Consider the following 18,402-nt stretch of genomic DNA (forward strand, 5'->3'; position numbering starts at 1 on the left):
ACCACCCTCCAAGCCTAAATACTACATGGTGAGCGATAGAGAAGAAGTACTGTGAAGGAAAGGTGAAAAGAACCCCGGGAGGGGAGTGAAAGAGAACCTGAAACCCTGTGTTTACAAGCAGTTAGAGAGCGTTAAAGCTCGATAGCGTACTTTTTGTAGAACGGTCCAACGAGTTATGGCATTTAGCGAGGTTAAGGACTAAAGGTCCGGAGCCGAAGGGAAACCGAGTGTGATAAGCGCGTAAAGTTAGATGTTATAGACCCGAAACCGGGTGACCTACCCATGAGCAGGTTGAAGGAGAGGTAAAACTCTCTGGAGGACCGAACCCGTATCTGTTGAAAAAGGTTGGGATGACTTGTGGGTAGCGGAGAAATTCCAATCGAACCCGGAGATAGCTGGTTCTCCCCGAAATAACTTTAGGGCTAGCCCAGTGACAGAGTCTTACGGAGGTAGAGCACTGAATGGTCTAGGGGCCTTACCAGGCTACCAAAACTTATCAAACTCCGAATGCCGCAAAGATAGAAACTGGAGTCAGTCAGTGACAGATAAGTGCCATTGACAAGAGGGAAACAACCCAGATCGTCAGCTAAGGTCCCTAAATTACAGCTAAGTGGAAAAGGATGTGAGTTTGCATAAACAGCTAGGATGTTGGCTTAGAAGCAGCCACTCATTAAAAGAGTGCGTAATAGCTCACTAGTCGAGTGAATTTGCGCCGAAGATAAACGGGGCTAAGCTGTATACCGAAGCTACGGAATCGAAAGATTGGTAGGGGAGCGTACTGTAAGCAGGAGAAGCATGATCGTGAGGACATGTGGATGTATCAGTAGTGAGAATGTTGGAATAAGTAACGAGAGCAAGGTGAGAATCCTTGCCGTCGAAAATCTAAGGTTTCCCGGGGAAGGTTCGTCCGCCCGGGGTTAGTCGGGACCTAAGACGAGGCCGAGAGGCGTAGCCGATGGATAACAGGTCAAAATTCCTGTACCACCGTTTCATGTATAAGAGAAGCAGGGACACAGGAGGATAGTAACGCTCACTGCAAAAAGAGTGAGTTTAAGCAGAATAACCGGTATGTAGTAAAGTACGCATACGGAAGGTAAGCTGTGATGAGGAGGGAAATCAAGTACCGAAGGTTATGATTCCACACTGGCGAGAAAAGCTGCTATTTAGTGGAAAGGTGCCCGTACCGTAAACCGACACAGGTAGATGAGGAGAGAATCCTAAGACGAGCGGGAGAAGCGTTGTTAAGGAACTCGGCAAATTAACCCCGTAAGTTAGCGAGAAGGGGAGCCTAAGAAATTAGGCCGCAGAGAAATGGCTCGAGCAACTGTTTAGCAAAAACACAGGTCTCCGCTAAATCGTAAGATGAAGTATGGGGGCTGACGCCTGCCCGGTGCTGGAAGGTCAAGGGGAAATGTTAGAGCAATCGAAGCATAGAACTTAAGCCCCAGTAAACGGCGGCCGTAACTATAACGGTCCTAAGGTAGCGAAATTCCTTGTCAGGTAAGTTCTGACCCGCACGAATGGCGTAATGACTTGAGCACTGTCTCAACAACGTACCCGGTGAAATTGTAGTACTTGTGAAGATGCAAGTTACCCGCAACTAGACGGAAAGACCCCATGGAGCTTCACTGTAGATTGTTACTGGGATTCGATATTATCTGTACAGGATAGGTGGGAAGCTGAGAACTTAGCTCGTCAGAACTAAGGGAGCTGTCGGTGGGATACCACTCTGATGATATTGAGTTTCTAACCAGTTACCATGATCTGGTAATGGGACAATGGCAGTCGGACAGTTTGACTGGGGCGGTCGCCTCCAAAAAGGTAACGGAGGCGTTCAAAGGTTTCCTCAGCACGGTTGGAAATCGTGCAACGAGTGCAAAGGCATAAGGGAGCCTGACTGCGAGACATACAAGTCGAGCAGATACGAAAGTAGGACTTAGTGATCCGGCGGTAGAAAGTGGAATTGCCGTCGCTCAACGGATAAAAGTTACCCTGGGGATAACAGGCTGATTCCTCCCAAGAGTTCACATCGACGGGGGAGTTTGGCACCTCGATGTCGGCTCATCACATCCTGGAGGGGAAGTCCCTTCCAAGGGTTCGGCTGTTCGCCGATTAAAGTGGTACGCGAGCTGGGTTCAGAACGTCGTGAGACAGTTCGGTCCCTATCTGTTGTGGGCGTTGGAAATTTGAGAAGAGCTGTCCCTAGTACGAGAGGACCGGGATGGACAAACCTCTGGTGCACCAGTTGTCATGTTTATGGCACAGCTGGGTAGCTATGTTTGGACGGGATAAACGCTGAAAGCATCTAAGCGTGAAGCCTCCTTCAAGATGAGATTTCCTAAACCTTTAAGGTTATAAGATCCCTGAAAGATAAACAGGTTGATAGGTCTGGAGTGGAAGACAGTAATGTACGTAGCGGACAGATACTAATGATCGAAAACTTGACCACAATTTCAACTCAAGTAAATCATAGATGAACTTGGACTGAAGTTTCAGAGTGCTTTGAGCTCTATGTAGTTTTGAGGGTGTTTCACCCTTACCATTCCGGTGAAGATTACGAGGAGGCCACACCTGTTCCCATTCCGAACACAGAAGTTAAGCTCCTTTGTGCCGAAGATACTTGGCTGGAGACGGCCCGGGAAAATAGGTTTTCGCCGGATTTTTATTAAGATTAATTTTATGTTATAATAAGCACATTCAGTGCTTATGCCTGGTTAGCTCAATGGTAGAGCATTCGGCTGTTAACCGAAGGGTTGAGGGTTCGAGCCCCCCACCAGGCGCTTAAGGAGTTCTTCGGAACTCCTTTTTTTTATTGCTTATTATCGGAGATTTTGGCATAATGATGATAACTAAACTTTAGGAGTGTTTTTTATGCGGCGTTTAGGTGTATCTATTTATCCTGAAAAATCCACAAAGGATGAGATTTTTGCTTATTTGACGGAGGCGGCTAAGATCGGAGCTTCACGTATTTTTTCCTGTTTGTTGTCCGTTCCGCATGATCCGGCTTTGATTAAAGCTGATTTTATTGCGATTCACGATTTTGCTCATAAATTGGGTTATGAGATTATTTTGGACGTTAATCCGGCAGTTTTTCAAAAGTTGGGTATCAGTTACAATGATTTAAGTTTTTTTAAAGATATTCATGCTGACGGTATTCGCTTGGATCAGGGATTCGGCGGCTTTCAAGAGGCGATGATGACTTTTAATCCTTTTAATCTGAAAATTGAGCTTAATCTCAGTAATTGTACCCATATGTTGGAGACTATTATGGATTATCAGCCGGATCGTTCCAATTTGTTGGCTTGTCATAATTTTTATCCGCATAAGTTCAGCGGTTTAACGGTCGATTTTTTGAATCGCTGTACGAATGTTGCGGCTGAATACGGATTGCGTACGGCGGCTTTTATTTCTTGTGCTGACGGTTTCGGACCGTGGCCGACGCGTGAAGGCTTGCCGACTTTGGAGATTCATCGTAATTTGCCGATTCAAGTTCAGGCAAAACATTTTGTGGCTTTGGGTAATATTGATGATATTATTATTTCCAATTGCTATCCGACGGCAGCCGAGCTTAAGGCTTTGGCACAGGTTAATTTGCGCCAGGTTAATTTCAGTTTTAAACCTGTTCCTCAACTGCCGGATTTGGAGCGGTCTATTGTCTTGGATGAGTTGCACTTTAAGCGCGGCGATGTTCCGGCGCATATGATTCGTTCTTCTGTAAGTCGGATTAAGTATGCCGATCGCAATTTCCCTTTGTTCAATGCGCCTGATGTTCTTAAGCGCGGTGATGTCGTGATAGAAAGCAGTTTGTATGATACTTATGCCGGTGAATTGCAGGTGGTGTTGCAGGATATGCCCAATAGTGGTTGTAGTAACGTCGTCGGGCAGGTGGCGCCGGAAGAAATGTTTATTGCCGATATTTTAAAGCCTTGGCAAAAATTCAGCTTTATTTAATTAGTGTTTAAGTTTGTTAAATACATGAGCGGTGGTTAGGTGGCCACCGCTCTAAACTTTTAGTTCTGATTTTTATTATCCTTGAATTTCAGCTCTATCTGTAGGTGATAGTTGGCGTGACGTTCTGCTTCGGGTTTATTTCGTTGAGAAATGTTGTAATAGTAAAAATGCAAGACTGTGTCTTTAGTTTTGGCCAGATTTATCTTATATATAAGTACACCGGGACTTCCTCCGTCACGTACTTTATCAACAGGTACGGAAAAACGTTCTTTTCTATATTCAAATGATTTAACATCAACCAGTTCATTTGAAAATTTCCAAAAATAAAACATACTGTCAGGCAAAATAATTTCCCAATCTGTGCGTGCAGTATCTGTATGCACGGTTAGAGTTTCATTAACAGTTTTCAGGTTTTTAGGGCATAATCGGGCGTTAGTATCAGGATTGTTAAAAATAGGCAACTCATATGTTTGGCCATTGATTAACAATATTCCCTGCTTAGGATAATAATTATTACAAGGGAAGTTGCGCCAAGTTAGTTCTTCCTTAGGTCCCAAGAATTTATATAGCAGGAAAATTCCTATAAGTAGAAGGCAAATATATCCTAAAATTCGCTTGTTCCTATCCATGACATCTCATCTCCTTCAAGTACATATGTGAAAATCCCATTGGAATTAAGTGTTACACTTTTACTTTTCCATCCTTGAATTTCAGCTCTATCTGTAGGTGATAGTTGGCGTGACGCTCTGCTTCGGGCTTTTTATATTGAGAAATGTTGTAATAGTAAAAATGCAAGACGGTATCTTTAGGTTCTGTTAAGTTTATGTTGTAAACAAGTACGCAGGGCTTAGCGCCTATAACCTTCTCTTTACGCTTAAGAAGAATTTCTTTTTTTATAAGGTATTCTCTTTTTATATCATAGTGCCTGGATACGTTTTTCTGTTTGGGAAATTCCCAATAGAAAACAATAGAAGAATCAGGCAAAACAATTTCCCATTCATAATCGGCAGAAGCGGAATTAACAACAATTGTTTCATTAAATGTGTTTAAATTTTTTGGACATAAGTGTACCGGTAAGTTCGGATTTTTAAATATCGGCAAATCGTACTTTTTTCCGTTAATTAATATTACGCTGTGTTTAGGATAGCCGGTGTCGTCATAGCAAGGGTAATCTCGCCAAGTTAATAAACTATTAGCGGGAGGGATGAACTTATATAGCAAGGAAAGGCTTATAATCAGTACAGCGAAACCGGCTAAAATTCGAACGTTCCTATCCATAGATAGCTTAGATAAATTGTGTATTATGCTGAACTTTCTCATCCATAAGCCTCCTTAATTAAAATTGCTTTTATCTTATCATTAGAGCTGCATAGGAAACAAGCCGATGTTTAGGAGGTACTTGCTTTTCTCTATTTTTACCAAATTTCAAATAATAATTTGGACACTTTGCATAAGATAGGGAGGGATATGTATGGAGGAAGCGAAACTACTGGTTTTTGATGTCCTGCATGTATTCGTCGTAAATAGCTTGCCACGAACCTATGTCGCGGAAGTTTTCCAACTTTTCCAAGGTTTTCAAAGGCGGATAGGCATTCTGATCCTTTTGCACTTCTGCAGGCAGTAATTTTTTTGCGACACTTGCAGGAATTGCGTAACCGACTTCTTCGGCGTTGGCTGCCATATTTTCCGGTTGCAGCATAAAGTTGATGAAAGCATGTGCTCCTTTGAGATTGAGAGCGTTTTTGGGAATACACATGGCATCAGTCCAGATATTGGAATTAGGCGGAATAAAGTAGCGCAGTTTCGGGTTTTCCGCTATAGCGTCCAAAGCATCGCCGGAATACAGGACGGCCAAAGCGCACTCTTCGTTAATCATATGATCTTTGGCCTGATCGACCAGGTAGGCGTAAACCAGCGGAAATTGTTGCATCAGGTCGGATTTGGCGAGGTTTAATTCGTTTAAATCGGTGCTGTTGGCACTGAAACCTCTTTGACGCAGGGCAATCATAAAATTATCGCGCGAAGAGTCGAGCATAATGATGTTGCCCTTGTATTTTTTATTAAACAGAATGTCCCAACCTGTAACCGGGTCGGATACAAGATCCGGGTTATAGAGAATGCCGACTGTTCCCCAGAAAAAAGGCTGCGAATAGCGATTACCGACATCATAGCCGGCATGTTTGAATTTATCGTCTATATATTTGCTGTTGGGTAATAGTGTGTAATCCAAAGGATAAAGGAGTTTTTCTTTTATCATTCGTTCTACCATATAGTCGGAGGGGACGATGACGTCATAACGATTGGAAGAGTTGGTCAATTTGACATAAAGGTCTTCATTGCTGTTGAAAGTTTCATATATGACGTTTATTCCTGTTTCGGCGGTAAATTTCTGCAGTAATTCAGGGTCGATGTAAGAGCCCCAATTATATACGTGAATACAGTTACTGTCGGCGGCGCCGGAAGGAACGAGGCTGCAGGCTTGCAGTGTGAATGACACGGTTAAAGTTAATATTAATAGCAACAGGAGTTTGTGTAATTTTCGGTTCATAGTTATCGTTCGCTTTCCAAGCTGCAGTTTTGCTTTGAGACTGCTTTGTCGCTGTTCAAGTCCGGTTCCAACAGATTCAGTTCCGCCTGAATGTCACCGGAAGTTTCACCGGCAGCCTTGCGGGCTGTTTGATAATTAATGATTATTAATAGTAGTAAAGTTATTAAAAACATAACGGTAGAAAGGGCGTTGATAACAGGGTTAATGCCTCTTCTGGTCATTGAAAAGACGTGAGTTGCGACCGTGCTGACCCCGTTACCGCCGGTAAAAAACGAGATGACGAAATCATCAATTGACAGTGTAAATGCCAGTAAGGCGGATTGCAGGATTGCCGGTTTGATTTCAGGTAATATAATTTTGTATACGCATTGGCCGGGAGTTGCGCCCAAGTCCAAGGCCGCTTCGGGTAAGGAGCTTTCCATCGTGTTCAAGCGTGGCATGATTGACAGCAGAACATAAGGTATCAGGAAGATTATATGGGCCAAGGTGAGGGAGAAGAGCCCTAAATTGAGATGAAATATGTGGAACAGTACCATCAAGGAAATAGCAGTCACTATATCGGGGTTAAGGACCGGAATTTGGTTTAAGGCCAAAATCAGGCGCCTTTGCGATTTTTTCATATAATACAGGCCGATGGCGGCAAAAGTTCCGATAATTGTGGCAATGACGGTAGCGATAACAGCAATCAGCAAGGTGTTGGTCATGGCGGAAATAACGGCCGAGTCGTGTAACAGCGCATCATACCATTTAAGGGAAAAACCGGTCCAATGTCCGCGGGTTTTGGAGCTGTTAAAGGAAAAGATAATCAAAATAGCAATCGGTAAATAAAGGAATAGGAAGATAAACGCCAGGTAAAGACCGGCGAACAGGCGCTTGATAAAATCGGATCGCTCAGGCATTTTGATTTTCCTCCTTGTCAAATAATAATGAAATTAAAATAAAAATCATCAAAATTAACGAGATAGTCGAACCGTAGTGCCAGTCACCGACCACGGTAAATTGTTGTTCAATCATATTGCCTATTAAGTTGCTTTTGTTGCCTCCAAGTAAAGCTGTGATTTCAAAGGTAGAGATAGCGGGAATAAAAACCATGGTTATACCGCTGATGATACCGGGTTTGGAGAGCGGCAAAATTACATACAAAAAAACTTGGCGCCGATTAGCACCCAAGTCCAAGGCGGCGTCGATAAAACATTGCTGATTTTGCTCAAGGACGGTGTAGATTGGCAGGACCATGAAGGGAAGAAAGTTATAGACCATGCCTAAAATGACGGCGGCTTGAGTATAGAGCAAGTCGGTCGGCGCTAAGCCGAGTTGAACTAAGAAACTGTTTAATATACCTTGGCGTGAAAGGATACTGACCCAGGCATAAGTGCGTAAAAGGAAGTTCATCCACATGGGGATGATGACAAGTAAGCAGGCGGTAGTCCGATATTTGACCGGTAATTTGGCCATTAAATAAGCTAAAGGATATCCGAGAACTAAACAGATTAAAGTGGAGAAAAAAGCGCATTTTACGGCATTGAACAGGGGTTTCAGGGCCGAAATTTGTAAAAATTTGCTGAAGTTGCCGAGGCTGAGGACCCCGTTGCTGTCGGTGAAACTCAGATAAAGCATCATAAATAGAGGCACAATTATAAAAGTAATCAGCCAAACATTATAGGGATATACAAATCGGCGAAATTTATGCACGCTTAAAGCTCCTTTCTCGTTTATTCAGAAATGTTGGCACTTGTGTTTTCACTCAGTGCTAACGGGTCATCCGATTTATGCATAATTTGGAGGTTATCGGGAGTTACGGAAAGGCCAACCGTCTGCCCGACTTTGAAATTACGGGTATTATGGGCTTTGAAAGTGAAGTGTTCCGTCGCGATAATTAATTCGTAATGAACGCCTTTGAAAAGGGAGGAGAGTATGCGGCCGTTCAGTTGACCGTAATCGGGGTTGTCGTTAATTTCTATATCTTCCGGGCGGATGACAACGTCGACTTCTTCATTCGGGGCAAAACCTTTGTCTACGCAAACAAAGTCACGGTGACAGAAATTTACCAGACAATCTGCCGGCATAACGCCGCTGATGATGTTGGATTCGCCGATGAAGCGGGCAACAAAGCGGTTACACGGTTCGTTATAAATATCGATAGGCGAGCCGATTTGCTGGATTTTGCCGTTATGCATGACAACAATGCGATCGGACATGGTTAAGGCTTCTTCCTGATCATGCGTGACGTAAATGAATGTAATACCGGCAATTTTTTGAATCCGCTTCAGTTCAATCTGCATATCTTTGCGCAGGCGTAAATCCAAAGCCGCCAAAGGTTCATCCAACAGCAGAACTTCCGGCTCATTAATTAAAGCGCGAGCGATGGCGACTCTTTGCTGTTGACCGCCTGAAAGGGTTTGCGGCATGCGGGAGGCGAAATTTTGTAAGTTGACCAGATCGAGCATCTGCTTAACTTTAAGGTTGATTTCCGCTTTGGGCCGCTTTTTTAATTTCAGACCGAAAGCAATGTTGTCGTAAACATTCAAATGCGGAAACAGAGCATAACGTTGGAAGACCGTGTTGAACGGCCGCTTGTACGGCGGAATATTCGTTATGTTTTCTCGGTTGAATATAACGTCTCCGCAATCGGGCAAAGTGAAGCCGGCGATAATTCTCAATGTTGTAGTTTTACCGCATCCTGATGGACCAAGCAAAGTCAAAAATTCGTCCTCTTCAACAGTTAAATTCAAATTGTCCAGGACTTTTTGACCGTCAAATGCTGTACTGATCCCACGAAGTTCAATTTGTGTCGCCATCAAACAGCCCCCCATAAGTCATTTATTTTGGTACAGCTTGTCAGCCGGTAACTGACAAAACAGTGTATCCTCAATGATAAGGTATATTCTCTATATGTGCAAATGAAAAATTTCGGCGGCATTTGGCGTGGCAGTTTATTATGCTCCCGGATTTGCACAGTTCAAGGAAAAAAGCTTAAAATTATGCTATGAAAATATTGCGTGAAAGAATTTTAACTTATAGGAGTACTTTGTTTTTACAGGTGCTTCTGCTTGTCAATTATATTTTCAGCTTTCTGTGGCAAGCTTATTTGACCGGAGTTTTAGGTAATATTATTTACGGCAAATTGTTTATGGGCGACAAGTTGATGTTTACCTTGGCGTGTCTTTTGGATTTGGGGTACTTGCCGACGGCGGCGGCTAAGTGGCAAAGTGTAGGGAAGGAAGAGCGGCAGCAATTATTCAGTTGTGTAATTATCTGTAAGTTATTGACGACGCTCCTTTTTATCGGTGTGTTTTTTCTTTTTAATTACGCATATTTGCACTTGGAGTTGACGGACAAAATAAATTATTTGTTTTTCTTTCTTTCTACTGTAGCTGAACGTCTGGTTGCCGATTTTGTTTATCGGGCGATACATAAGATGTATTTATTGTTATTGTTTAATTTGCTTACGCGTTTATCTATCAGCGCCGGTTTGCTTTATTTTGTGCGGGATGCTGCAAGTTATGCCGCTGTTGCTTTGATTTTTGCCGGCGGTAATTTGCTTTTGTTGCTGTTAAGCCTATTACCGTTGCTGTATCAGCATTTTAAGTTGTTTACGCGTGTATCGGCGGCGAAGGTTAAAGCTGTGGCGCGACAGGCATTGCTGCTTTCCGGCGACAAGTGGGCTTTACTCGGGTTTAATCTGATAACCTTTTTAGCTTGCAGTTCGGGAAAATTATCATCGGAAAGTGTCAGCTATCTGGTTTTGTTGGACTTATTGATGCTTACCGGTCGCAAAGTTGTTTTTCGCCTGGGCGAGTCTTTTTATGTGCATTTAGTGCATACGCGGGATTTTCGCTGGTATACGGTACGAGCTTTATGCTTATTTTCGGCGGTTGTTGCAGTGCTGTTTATCTTGATTGTTCAGGCGCGCCTTTTTCTGACATTATTATTCGGCGAGCATTTTCAGGGAGCGACACAATATTTGCAAATTATGGCAGTAGGAGCGATATTTATTTCTTTTGATGCTCTTTTGGCTTATCCGCTGTTGGCGGCGCAGGGTTTGCTCAAGCAGTTGAATCGGGCTTGCTGTAGCGGAATTATTATGTATGCTGCGATTCTGGGCATTTTATATTTTTCAGATTGTCTGAATGCGCTTAATTTGGTGCTGGCATATACTGCGGCTTTGTTCGGGGAATTTGTTTTTAATCTTTTTTTCCTGCAAAAGTACCACTTGTTTCATTCTAAAGGGTATAATGAAGAAAGGAGTGTTTATGAAGGTTGAGTTTTCTTTATATCGAGGTAAAATTTTATTGCAGACGGAAATAGAGGAGTGTAACGATTATTCTATCCCCTTTAATATGCGTTTGCAGAACTGTTTGGAGGAATTTTGCCGTAAGTGTGATGCGGATCTGCCGATTTGGATGAGTAATAATACCAAGGAATTGGCGGCCTTTCACTTAACGACCTTCAGTGAAGAACATTTTTTACGGAAACCGTTTTTTGATCGTCTGGTGTTGAAATTTCTCGGCGATTAGGTGAATTTTTCCGGAGATGAGATGGCCGGAGCTTGGACGGGAGCAGCAAATGCGAATAGACAAATTTTTGAAAACGGCACGAATTATTAAGCGCCGTACGGTAGCTAATGAAATGTGTGATGCCGGCAGGGTGGAGGTTAACGGCAAAGTGGTGAAAGCTTCCTGTGAAGTTGTCGCCGGTGACTGTGTGACTTTGCATTTCGGCAGCGGTGATGTAAAATTCAGAATCAATGCAGTCAAAGAAGTTGTGCGCAAAGATGAAGCGGGCGATTTGTATGAACAGTTATCCTGACGGTGATACTAAAAGGAACGGATATGGCGGTAAAACGAAATAGCTTTAAGTTGAGCGATTTATATAATAATGACTACGGTTCATTATTCTGGTTAATTATAGTTGTAGTTACTTTGTTGTCTTTGGTTATAGTCAGCGCTTTGTTTTTCAAGCAGAAGGACGAGTTTACGGCCAATGCCGCTATTAACAGGCAATTAAGGCAGGAATACAGTAATTTGCAGCTTGATGCCAAGCAGTTGGAACGTAAAGAACTTAATGCCGACGTGAAAGAATTTATTGAACAGCTGGCTCGGAGCGAACTTAATATGGTGCGCCCGGGAGATAGGGTTTATGTGGAAAAAAGTGAATAATGTCGGCTGCCCGGTTTGGCGTGCAGATAGTGTGCTCAGCTGCCGGGTCGCTCGATTTCCCTACGATTGGAAATAGCCTGTCCCAAAGTTACCTCATCGGCAAATTCCAAGTTGCTGCCGACCGGAATACCGTGAGCCATTTGACTTATTTTTATACCTGAAGGCTGCAATAATCTGGCAATATACAGAGCGGTCGATTCACCCTCCGTGCCGACGTTATTGGCCAAAATGATTTCGGAAATTGCCGGATTCTGTAAAAGTCGGTTGAATAATTCTTTGAGGTGAATATCATTCGGGCCGATATTGCGCAAAGGTGAGATTGAGCCGTGTAAAACGTGATAAAGGCCGTGATACACTCCGGTTTTTTCGATAGCTTCGACATCCGAAGCACTCTCAACAATACAAATTATATTGCGATTACGTTCTGCATCGGCACAGATGGGGCACAAGTCGGTATCGGTGAAATTGCAACATTCCGGACAAAGGTGAATGCTGGTACAGGCTTGCAAAAGTGTATCGCTGATTTCCTGCCCCAGTTCACGATGCTGAGACAAAATATAGAAAACCAGACGGTTAGCGGTTTTTTGGCCGATACCCGGAAGTTTGCTTAAAGCTTTGATTGCTTGTCTAATAGTTTCAGGCTGACGCATCAGAACATTTTACCTAAATTATCCAAACCGGGGATGCCGGCAGTGATTTTTTTGCTTTCAGCATCAACTTGAGCCAAAACGCCGTTTACGGCCGTGAGAATTAAATCACTCAACATTTCGGGATCTTCAGGATCGATAATTTCAGGTTTGATGTTAATCCCGGTGATGACTTTCTCGCCGTTACAAGTGATGGTTACAGCACTGCCGCCGACAGAATAAGTAAATTCCTGCTTGGCCAGATCGGCTTGCTTTTGCTGTAATGCCTGCATCTGTTGCTGTGCCTGTTTCAACATTTGATTCATATTAAAGCCGCCGGGCATTGCGCCGCGAAATTTATTTGCCATATTTACCTCGACATAATTTATTGTTTACCTGCATATCTTACCACTCCGAAGGGGAGTTTGTCTGCTCTTCTTCTACTTGAAAGGTCAGTTGTTCCGCCTGCGCATATTCCTGCAATTTTTGCAGCCAAAGCGGGGCGGCAGCGTCGTTGCCGTTCGCTGTTGCCGTTGTTACTGTTGCTTTCGGCGGGCCGAGAACTTCGATTGTATAAGGCGTTGTTGCACCTAAAACTTTTTTCAAAGCTTGATTTAAGGCAGCCTGAGCGGAGGCACTGCCGGCTATTTGCTCAAAGTTCTGTTCCCGGTCATTGAAAGGAATCAGGATTTTACGGCCCTGCAATTTCAGCGGTCGATAGGTCAAAATTAAACTGAGAGCGGCCTGTTTGGCATCTTTTAAGGCTTCAAGCAGTTTCTCCGAAAGTTCATTCAAATCAAGGTCAGGGTCAGGGCCGTCGGCCGGAGAAGCGGCAACAGGTAGATCAGCTGCTTTTTCTGCTCGGACGGGCAGAGGCGGGACTTCAGGTTGTGTATCTGTGTCCGGCGCTAGCGGTTGTGGGGCGCAAAGCGGCTGTTGTTCGGGTTGCTTCGGCTCAGGCTGCTGAACGGGCTGCAGAACGGGTGGCTGTTTAATCTGCTGTTCGGGTGCAGGCTGCGGTGCCTGCTGCGGTTTAGGCTGTGTTACCTGTTGTGTTGCAGGCTGCTGTGCCGGCTGCTGTTTCGGTTGCGGTACCTGCTGTTGTGCCGGCTGTGTTGCAGGCTTTGGTGCCGGCTGCGGTACCTCTTGTGCTGCAGACTGTGGTGCAGGCTTTGGTGTCGGCTGTTGTGCCGGCCGTGGTGCAGGTTCGCAATTTGCCTCCGCTTCTACGCTATTTTCCTCGGCTGCAACTTCAGACTTAAGTTCCGTTAACGGCACCGGCGTCGGTGTCGTTGTAGGTGTAGGCATAGGAGCTGAACTTGTATCGGCGGAACGCGCCGGTTCCTGCTTGATTTTTTGCTCATCCAAAAGTGATAAAAGCCCGATTTCCAAGGTGAGACGCGGCTGAAAACTGTAATGTAAATTATTAATTAAGGTATTAAGAGCTTGAATTCGACGTAAACAGCTGCTTAAAGTTAAATTTGCACTCATAATTTTTAAAGCCTGAAAATCGTCCGCATTTAAATCAGGGAAATCGGCCGCCGTCACGGCCGGAGAGAGCTTGATTAATAATAATTGGCGAAAATCATAGGCCAGATCAGTCAAAAAGCGGCCGTAATCCAAACCGCTTTGCGCCAAACTTTCAATTAAGCGGGTCAATTCCACGGCCTGATTTTGCATTAGAGCCTGTAGACAATTCAGGACAAAAGCACTGTCAGTCTTACCCAATAAGCGTTCCAAAGCGCTTAAACGTAAAACATGATCGGCTTGAATTGCAGTTTTAGCTTGGTCAAGTAAAGAAATGGCATCGCGCATACTGCCGTCGGCTAAACGGGTTATAAGCTGTAAACAGGCCGGTTCCGGTTGGATGTTCAAACTTTGAGCGATTTGGGTCAGATGATCAAGAATAGATTGATTATCCAAACGGCGAAAATTGAAACGTTGACAACGGGATAAGATGGTCGCCGGAATCTTATTGATTTCGGTCGTTGCCAGAATGAAAACGACGTGTTGCGGCGGTTCTTCCAGGGTTTTCAATAAGGCGTTAAAGGCGCTTGTAGAGAGCATGTGGACTTCATCGATAATATATACCTTATATTTAGTGAGAGAAGGTAAGAACGGTACTTCGTCGATCAGACGCCGGATATTATCGACACTGTTATTGGAAGCGGCATCCATTTCCGTGACGTCCAAAGTTTGTTCCTGTAAAATCGCCTGACAAACGGAGCACTTATTACAGGGCTCGCCGGCCTCAGGCTGCAGGCAATTAATTGCCCGGCTGAAAATTTTGGCCAGGGAAGTTTTGCCCGTACCGCGCGTGCCGGCAAACAAATAGGCATGAGAAATATCTTGATTGATTACTGCCTGCTTCAATGTAGAAGTTATGGCATCCTGTCCACATACTTCGTGAAAAGTCATGGGCCGCCATTGCCTGTAAAGAGCTTGATGTTCCGCTGCTTGCATAACTAACCTCGCTATCAGCTTAATTATAGATTATAGCCAAATCCCCCGGGTGAAGTTGTTTAGACTGATCTACGGCACATCATCGTCGACTTAGTGCTGCTTCCTTCCGGACCTGACACGATTCACCGATTAAGATTGCGTAGGGCCCAAACAACTTGACCCGAGGGAAATTACTTTTTCATTATACCATAAATTGTGGCCGCAATTGTGGCGGCGGGAAAAATAAAACTGCGGCCGGAAAGCCGCAGTTCGGTTATAGCATTCAATCTTTGCCGGCTTGGCAGTGCAAACCCGAGCCAAGCAGGGATTGAGATGTCAGCATTTGTAACGGCGTTTGATTGCATAAACGCAGGTAGCGGCGATGAAACAAACTAAAGACAGGGAAATGGAAGCTGCCGTTTCACCGGTGCTTTGCACAACACTGGTGTCGTTGGAGGCGACAACTTTGCTGCTGTATTTGGATTGTTTACGTTCTATAGAAGGAGCAGCCGACTTTTCGTCACTGCTTTTTTGCTCGGATACTCCGGCTTGAGCGCCGGCTTTAGCGGAACTCTGCTTGTCCTTTTTGGCGGAACTGCGATCGCTGTCTTTGCGCGTTGACAATTTGCCGGTATAGACATCGGGCAGGTTTTTCTGCAGGACAGGGAGGACGAACAGATCGTTATCATTATTATTCGATTTGCCATCCTTGATCATTGTGTAACTTAAAGTATAAAACCCGTAATTTAAGTCTTTTTTCGGATTTTCAGCGGCCCAAAGAGCAGCAGATGCGGGCAATTTATCGTTGGCGTCGTAAGTTACGCCTTCTATTAAATCGACAATTCTTTTAACATCTCCGTTTAATTTCTGCTTGTGATTTAATTCTTTGATTTTTTTCGTCACGTTGGCGAAAGTGCTCTTTTCACGGCTCGATTCACTGTTTAATAAACCGGTGAAATAGGCCGACGGTGCTTGCGGCGATTGACTGCCTTCATAATACAATTTCAGGACTTTATCAGTTTCATCGTAGCGAACTTTCTTTAAAGTGTAATTTTTCAATTGCAAATTCAGCAACCAGGCTTCCGGTTTAGCGGCGCGGAAATAAAATTCATTGCTGCGCAAATTCTTGGCAGTTTCGCTTGTTCCGCTTAATTTTAAATTGTCGCTTTCAGGTGAAAAACAGAGTGACGGTAAGTCCGCTTCGGAAAATTTCATCTGTTTCGGAGCTTTCTCAATTGTGCTGCGATCGATGATCATAGCGGTAGATGCGAAATTGAGGAAATCGATCTGCTTGATATCTAATTTTAACGGCTTGTTCTGTTGCGTCCAAAGCTCGACTTTAATTTTCGCATCCGTCTTTTGCGCGGCAGAAGCAGCTTTACTGGTTGCGGGGAGGAGTAATGCCGGCAATACTGCCAGGGAGATTACCCATGCGCCTAAACGGCGTTTTGCCTGATTTGTAAACATAAGTTTTACCTCTTTATTTTGCACTGTCAAACAAGAAGATTACATTTGTGTTACAAAAGCGGAAGCTGAAAAACGTTGATATCCACATTGTTTACCTAAAAAAGAGCAAAAATATGATATAATGCAGCTTAAACAGCTTCATTTCCGAACAACATTTCATCTCTATAACTCGTTTGTTACAGTGATATTACAACAGAATTACAGTGAGGTCAAGTGCCGATGCGCAAAAATTTCAAATTGAGAAGCGGTAGTCCGCGGCCGGGAAGCAGAGAAAAACTGCTCTATTTCATTGGTTTAAGTGTCCTGATTATCGTGTTGCTATTTATTGCTGTATTTTTTTATTTACCGGCAAATTATTACAAGGATCGGGCGCAGGAAAGAGAATTGGAGGCCAATATTAAGAATTATGTGGCTGAAGCTGTAAATTCCGCCGATAATGTGCTTTTAGCAGCTTCAGCGGAGCCGGGAAGCGACGAAATTACCTTGACAATGAGAAAAATTACTGATTTGGCAAGTTTTGTAAAGAAATCCAAACGACCGGTTCTTCTGGCCATCAGAGAATTGGGAAACGGGCGGGCCGAACCGGTGATTGAGCCGCTTTTGGAAGATCTGGCGGAGAAATATTACCGCAAACTTTATGTTGTACTTGTCGATCCGGATCAGAAAGACGATTTTCTGGAAAACTTGGATTTTCGCTATGTTCCGACTTTTTATTTATGGCAAAGCGGTATAATAAAGGCAGAAATCAGCGGCTATACGGATCAGGCACTGCAGGAGCTGCAGCAGAAAGTACAGGAGATAACTTTAAGTAATCAAAATCATTGATAATGGTGATTGAATATGTTAAAATATACTTATAAAGGATATTGCCGTGAACACATCTAATATCACCAATTACAAAAAACGATAATCGTCAGATTGTTATTTGTGCCGGAGTATCTACAAGAAACTTTTGTAAGTATAAAAAACAAATAGAAGGGGATGAGGAAATTGCTAAAGAGCTTCAAAACGGAAATAAATCCGACAGTTGAGCAAAAAATCAAGATTAACAAGACTATCGGCACTTGCAGATATGTTTACAACTTCTATCTTGATCACAACAAAGCCTTATACGATAAAGGTGAAAAGTTTATGACCGGCAAGAGCTTTAGCGTCTGGCTCAATAATGAGTACATTCCTAATAACCCTGAAAAAGTCTGGATTAAAGAAGTGTATGCAAAAGCTGTAAAAAAGTCTATTGAAAATGGATGTACTGCATTTACAAGATTTTTTAAACATCAAAGTGCTTTTCCTAATTTCAAAAAGAAAGGTAAATCTGATGTAAAAATGTATTTCGTAAAGAATAATCCTAAGGATTGCAGAAGTGAGAGACATAGGCTGAACATACCTACTTTAGGTTGGGTACGCATTAAAGAAAAAGGCTATATACCGACAACTAAAGACGGCTGGAAAATCAAAAGCGGTACAGTATCCATCAAAGCGGGCAGATATTATGTGTCAGCTCTTGTGGAAATGCCTGCCGCTAAGATTGCTGATAACAGCAATGACGGTATAGGAATTGACCTTGGATTGAAAGACTTGGCGATTGTTTCTAACGGCAAAACTTATAGAAATATCAACAAGTCGGCAAGAGTTAAAAAATTGGAAAAGAAATTGCGCCGAGAACAAAGATGTCTCTCACGCAAGTATGAGAATTTAAAGAAAGGAAAGTCCACTCAAAAGAATATACAAAAGCAAAAGCTTAAAGTGCAAAGAGTTTATCATAAAATGGATAATATCCGTACTGACTATATCAACAAATCAATAGCCGAGATAGTGAAAGCCAAGCCGTCTTATATAACTATTGAAGATTTGAATGTATCAGGAATGATGAAGAACAGACATCTATCCAAAGCCGTTGCATCACAAAAGTTCTATGAATTTAGAACTAAGCTTAAAGCTAAGTGTGATGAAACAGGTATTGAATTAAGAGTCGTAGACAGATGGTATCCATCGTCCAAAACGTGTCACTGCTGTGGAACTGTCAAGAAAGATTTGAAGCTTTCAGATAGAATATACCGTTGTAATTGTGGCTATGTCGAGGATAGGGATTTTAATGCAGCACTTAATCTGAGAGATGCTTTAACTTACGAAGTTGCATAATGAAAGCAAACGTAAGTATGTACTGCGGGCTATCGCAGGAATTTACGACTGTGGAGTGTACAAGAGC

17 protein-coding genes, 1 tRNA gene, 2 rRNA genes and 1 other RNA gene (1 of these 21 only partly in view) are annotated in these 18,402 nt (G+C 43.3%); 10 read left to right on the forward strand and 11 right to left on the reverse strand.

Going from position 1 to position 18,402, the window contains the following annotated elements; translation table 11 throughout:
- The 4 genes from PYS60_RS01380 to PYS60_RS01395 all read left to right on the forward strand — a co-directional run.
- A 23S ribosomal RNA gene (locus PYS60_RS01380) occupies positions 1-2,449 on the forward strand; it begins 452 nt to the left of the window's first position.
- Between the two features lie 94 nt (positions 2,450-2,543).
- Positions 2,544-2,660, forward strand: a 5S ribosomal RNA gene (gene rrf, locus PYS60_RS01385).
- Between the two features lie 48 nt (positions 2,661-2,708).
- Positions 2,709-2,780, forward strand: a tRNA-Asn gene (locus tag PYS60_RS01390).
- Between the two features lie 91 nt (positions 2,781-2,871).
- Positions 2,872-3,951: a DUF871 domain-containing protein gene (locus PYS60_RS01395; RefSeq protein WP_315570173.1), complete on the forward strand. Its 1,080-nt coding sequence runs from the start codon at positions 2,872-2,874 to the stop codon at positions 3,949-3,951.
- Between the two features lie 59 nt (positions 3,952-4,010).
- On the opposite strand, the gene PYS60_RS01400 is transcribed toward PYS60_RS01395, so the two are convergent.
- The 6 genes from PYS60_RS01400 to PYS60_RS01425 form a co-directional block, all read right to left on the reverse strand.
- Complete coding sequence (locus tag PYS60_RS01400; RefSeq protein WP_315570175.1) at positions 4,011-4,580, reverse strand: hypothetical protein; 570 nt, start codon at positions 4,578-4,580, stop codon at positions 4,011-4,013.
- 52 nt (positions 4,581-4,632) lie between these two features.
- Complete coding sequence (locus PYS60_RS01405; protein ID WP_315570177.1) at positions 4,633-5,271, reverse strand: hypothetical protein; 639 nt, start codon at positions 5,269-5,271, stop codon at positions 4,633-4,635.
- A gap of 166 nt (positions 5,272-5,437) precedes the next feature.
- Positions 5,438-6,499 carry an ABC transporter substrate-binding protein gene (locus PYS60_RS01410; protein ID WP_315570179.1) on the reverse strand — a complete coding sequence of 354 codons (1,062 nt, stop codon included), beginning with the start codon at positions 6,497-6,499 and terminating at the stop codon, positions 5,438-5,440.
- A 2-nt stretch (positions 6,500-6,501) separates the two neighbouring features.
- Entirely contained in the window at positions 6,502-7,398 is an 897-nt protein-coding gene (locus tag PYS60_RS01415; protein ID WP_315570181.1) for an ABC transporter permease, read from the reverse strand.
- Positions 7,391-8,119, reverse strand: a complete 729-nt coding sequence (locus tag PYS60_RS01420) for an ABC transporter permease (protein WP_315570183.1) — start codon at positions 8,117-8,119, stop codon at positions 7,391-7,393. Before PYS60_RS01420 ends, PYS60_RS01415 begins: the two co-directional genes overlap by 8 nt.
- Before the next feature lie 92 nt (positions 8,120-8,211).
- Positions 8,212-9,297, reverse strand: a complete 1,086-nt coding sequence (locus PYS60_RS01425; RefSeq protein WP_315570185.1) for an ABC transporter ATP-binding protein — start codon at positions 9,295-9,297, stop codon at positions 8,212-8,214.
- 188 nt (positions 9,298-9,485) lie between these two features.
- On the opposite strand from PYS60_RS01425, the gene PYS60_RS01430 reads away from it, so the two are divergent.
- Genes PYS60_RS01430 through PYS60_RS01445 form a run of 4 tightly spaced genes read left to right on the forward strand, consistent with a single transcriptional unit; the run spans position 9,486 to position 11,658 of the window.
- Positions 9,486-10,763, forward strand: coding sequence for an oligosaccharide flippase family protein (locus tag PYS60_RS01430; protein WP_315570187.1), 1,278 nt, complete (start codon positions 9,486-9,488; stop codon positions 10,761-10,763).
- Positions 10,753-11,016, forward strand: a complete 264-nt coding sequence (locus PYS60_RS01435; protein WP_315570189.1) for a hypothetical protein — start codon at positions 10,753-10,755, stop codon at positions 11,014-11,016. The genes PYS60_RS01430 and PYS60_RS01435 overlap by 11 nt, the downstream gene beginning before the upstream one ends.
- 49 nt (positions 11,017-11,065) lie before the next feature.
- Positions 11,066-11,308 carry an RNA-binding S4 domain-containing protein gene (locus tag PYS60_RS01440; RefSeq protein ID WP_315570191.1) on the forward strand — a complete coding sequence of 81 codons (243 nt, stop codon included), beginning with the start codon at positions 11,066-11,068 and terminating at the stop codon, positions 11,306-11,308.
- 23 nt (positions 11,309-11,331) lie between these two features.
- Positions 11,332-11,658 (forward strand): FtsB family cell division protein, encoded by a 327-nt coding sequence (locus tag PYS60_RS01445; RefSeq protein WP_315570193.1) that lies wholly within the window; start codon positions 11,332-11,334, stop codon positions 11,656-11,658.
- A gap of 35 nt (positions 11,659-11,693) precedes the next feature.
- Here the strand turns inward: PYS60_RS01445 and recR are convergent, their stop codons facing one another.
- The 5 genes from recR to PYS60_RS01470 all read right to left on the reverse strand — a co-directional run bounded on the left by recR (position 11,694) and on the right by PYS60_RS01470 (position 16,193).
- Positions 11,694-12,308: a recombination mediator RecR gene (gene recR / locus PYS60_RS01450; RefSeq protein WP_315570195.1), complete on the reverse strand. Its 615-nt coding sequence runs from the start codon at positions 12,306-12,308 to the stop codon at positions 11,694-11,696.
- On the reverse strand, positions 12,308-12,652 hold the full coding sequence (locus tag PYS60_RS01455; protein ID WP_315570197.1) for a YbaB/EbfC family nucleoid-associated protein: 345 nt from the start codon (positions 12,650-12,652) through the stop codon (positions 12,308-12,310). Before PYS60_RS01455 ends, recR begins: the two co-directional genes overlap by 1 nt.
- 37 nt (positions 12,653-12,689) lie before the next feature.
- A complete protein-coding gene (gene dnaX / locus PYS60_RS01460) occupies positions 12,690-14,747 on the reverse strand; it encodes a DNA polymerase III subunit gamma/tau (RefSeq protein WP_315570199.1) in 2,058 nt (685 codons plus the stop codon).
- A gap of 54 nt (positions 14,748-14,801) precedes the next feature.
- Positions 14,802-14,899, reverse strand: an RNA gene (gene ffs, locus PYS60_RS01465) — signal recognition particle sRNA small type.
- A gap of 163 nt (positions 14,900-15,062) precedes the next feature.
- Positions 15,063-16,193, reverse strand: a complete 1,131-nt coding sequence (locus PYS60_RS01470) for a hypothetical protein (RefSeq protein WP_315570201.1) — start codon at positions 16,191-16,193, stop codon at positions 15,063-15,065.
- Between the two features lie 219 nt (positions 16,194-16,412).
- Here PYS60_RS01470 and PYS60_RS01475 point away from each other — a divergent pair, with 219 nt between their 5' ends.
- Together PYS60_RS01475 and PYS60_RS01480 are read left to right on the forward strand one after the other, a co-directional pair.
- A complete protein-coding gene (locus PYS60_RS01475; RefSeq protein WP_315570202.1) occupies positions 16,413-17,018 on the forward strand; it encodes a thioredoxin family protein in 606 nt (201 codons plus the stop codon).
- A gap of 165 nt (positions 17,019-17,183) precedes the next feature.
- Complete coding sequence (locus tag PYS60_RS01480) at positions 17,184-18,335, forward strand: RNA-guided endonuclease InsQ/TnpB family protein (protein WP_390866544.1); 1,152 nt, start codon at positions 17,184-17,186, stop codon at positions 18,333-18,335.
- Positions 18,336-18,402 lie beyond the last annotated feature (67 nt).

It is taken from the genome of Amygdalobacter indicium, assembly GCF_029101545.1.
In the GTDB taxonomy this organism is placed as follows: domain Bacteria; phylum Bacillota; class Clostridia; order Saccharofermentanales; family Fastidiosipilaceae; genus Amygdalobacter; species Amygdalobacter indicium.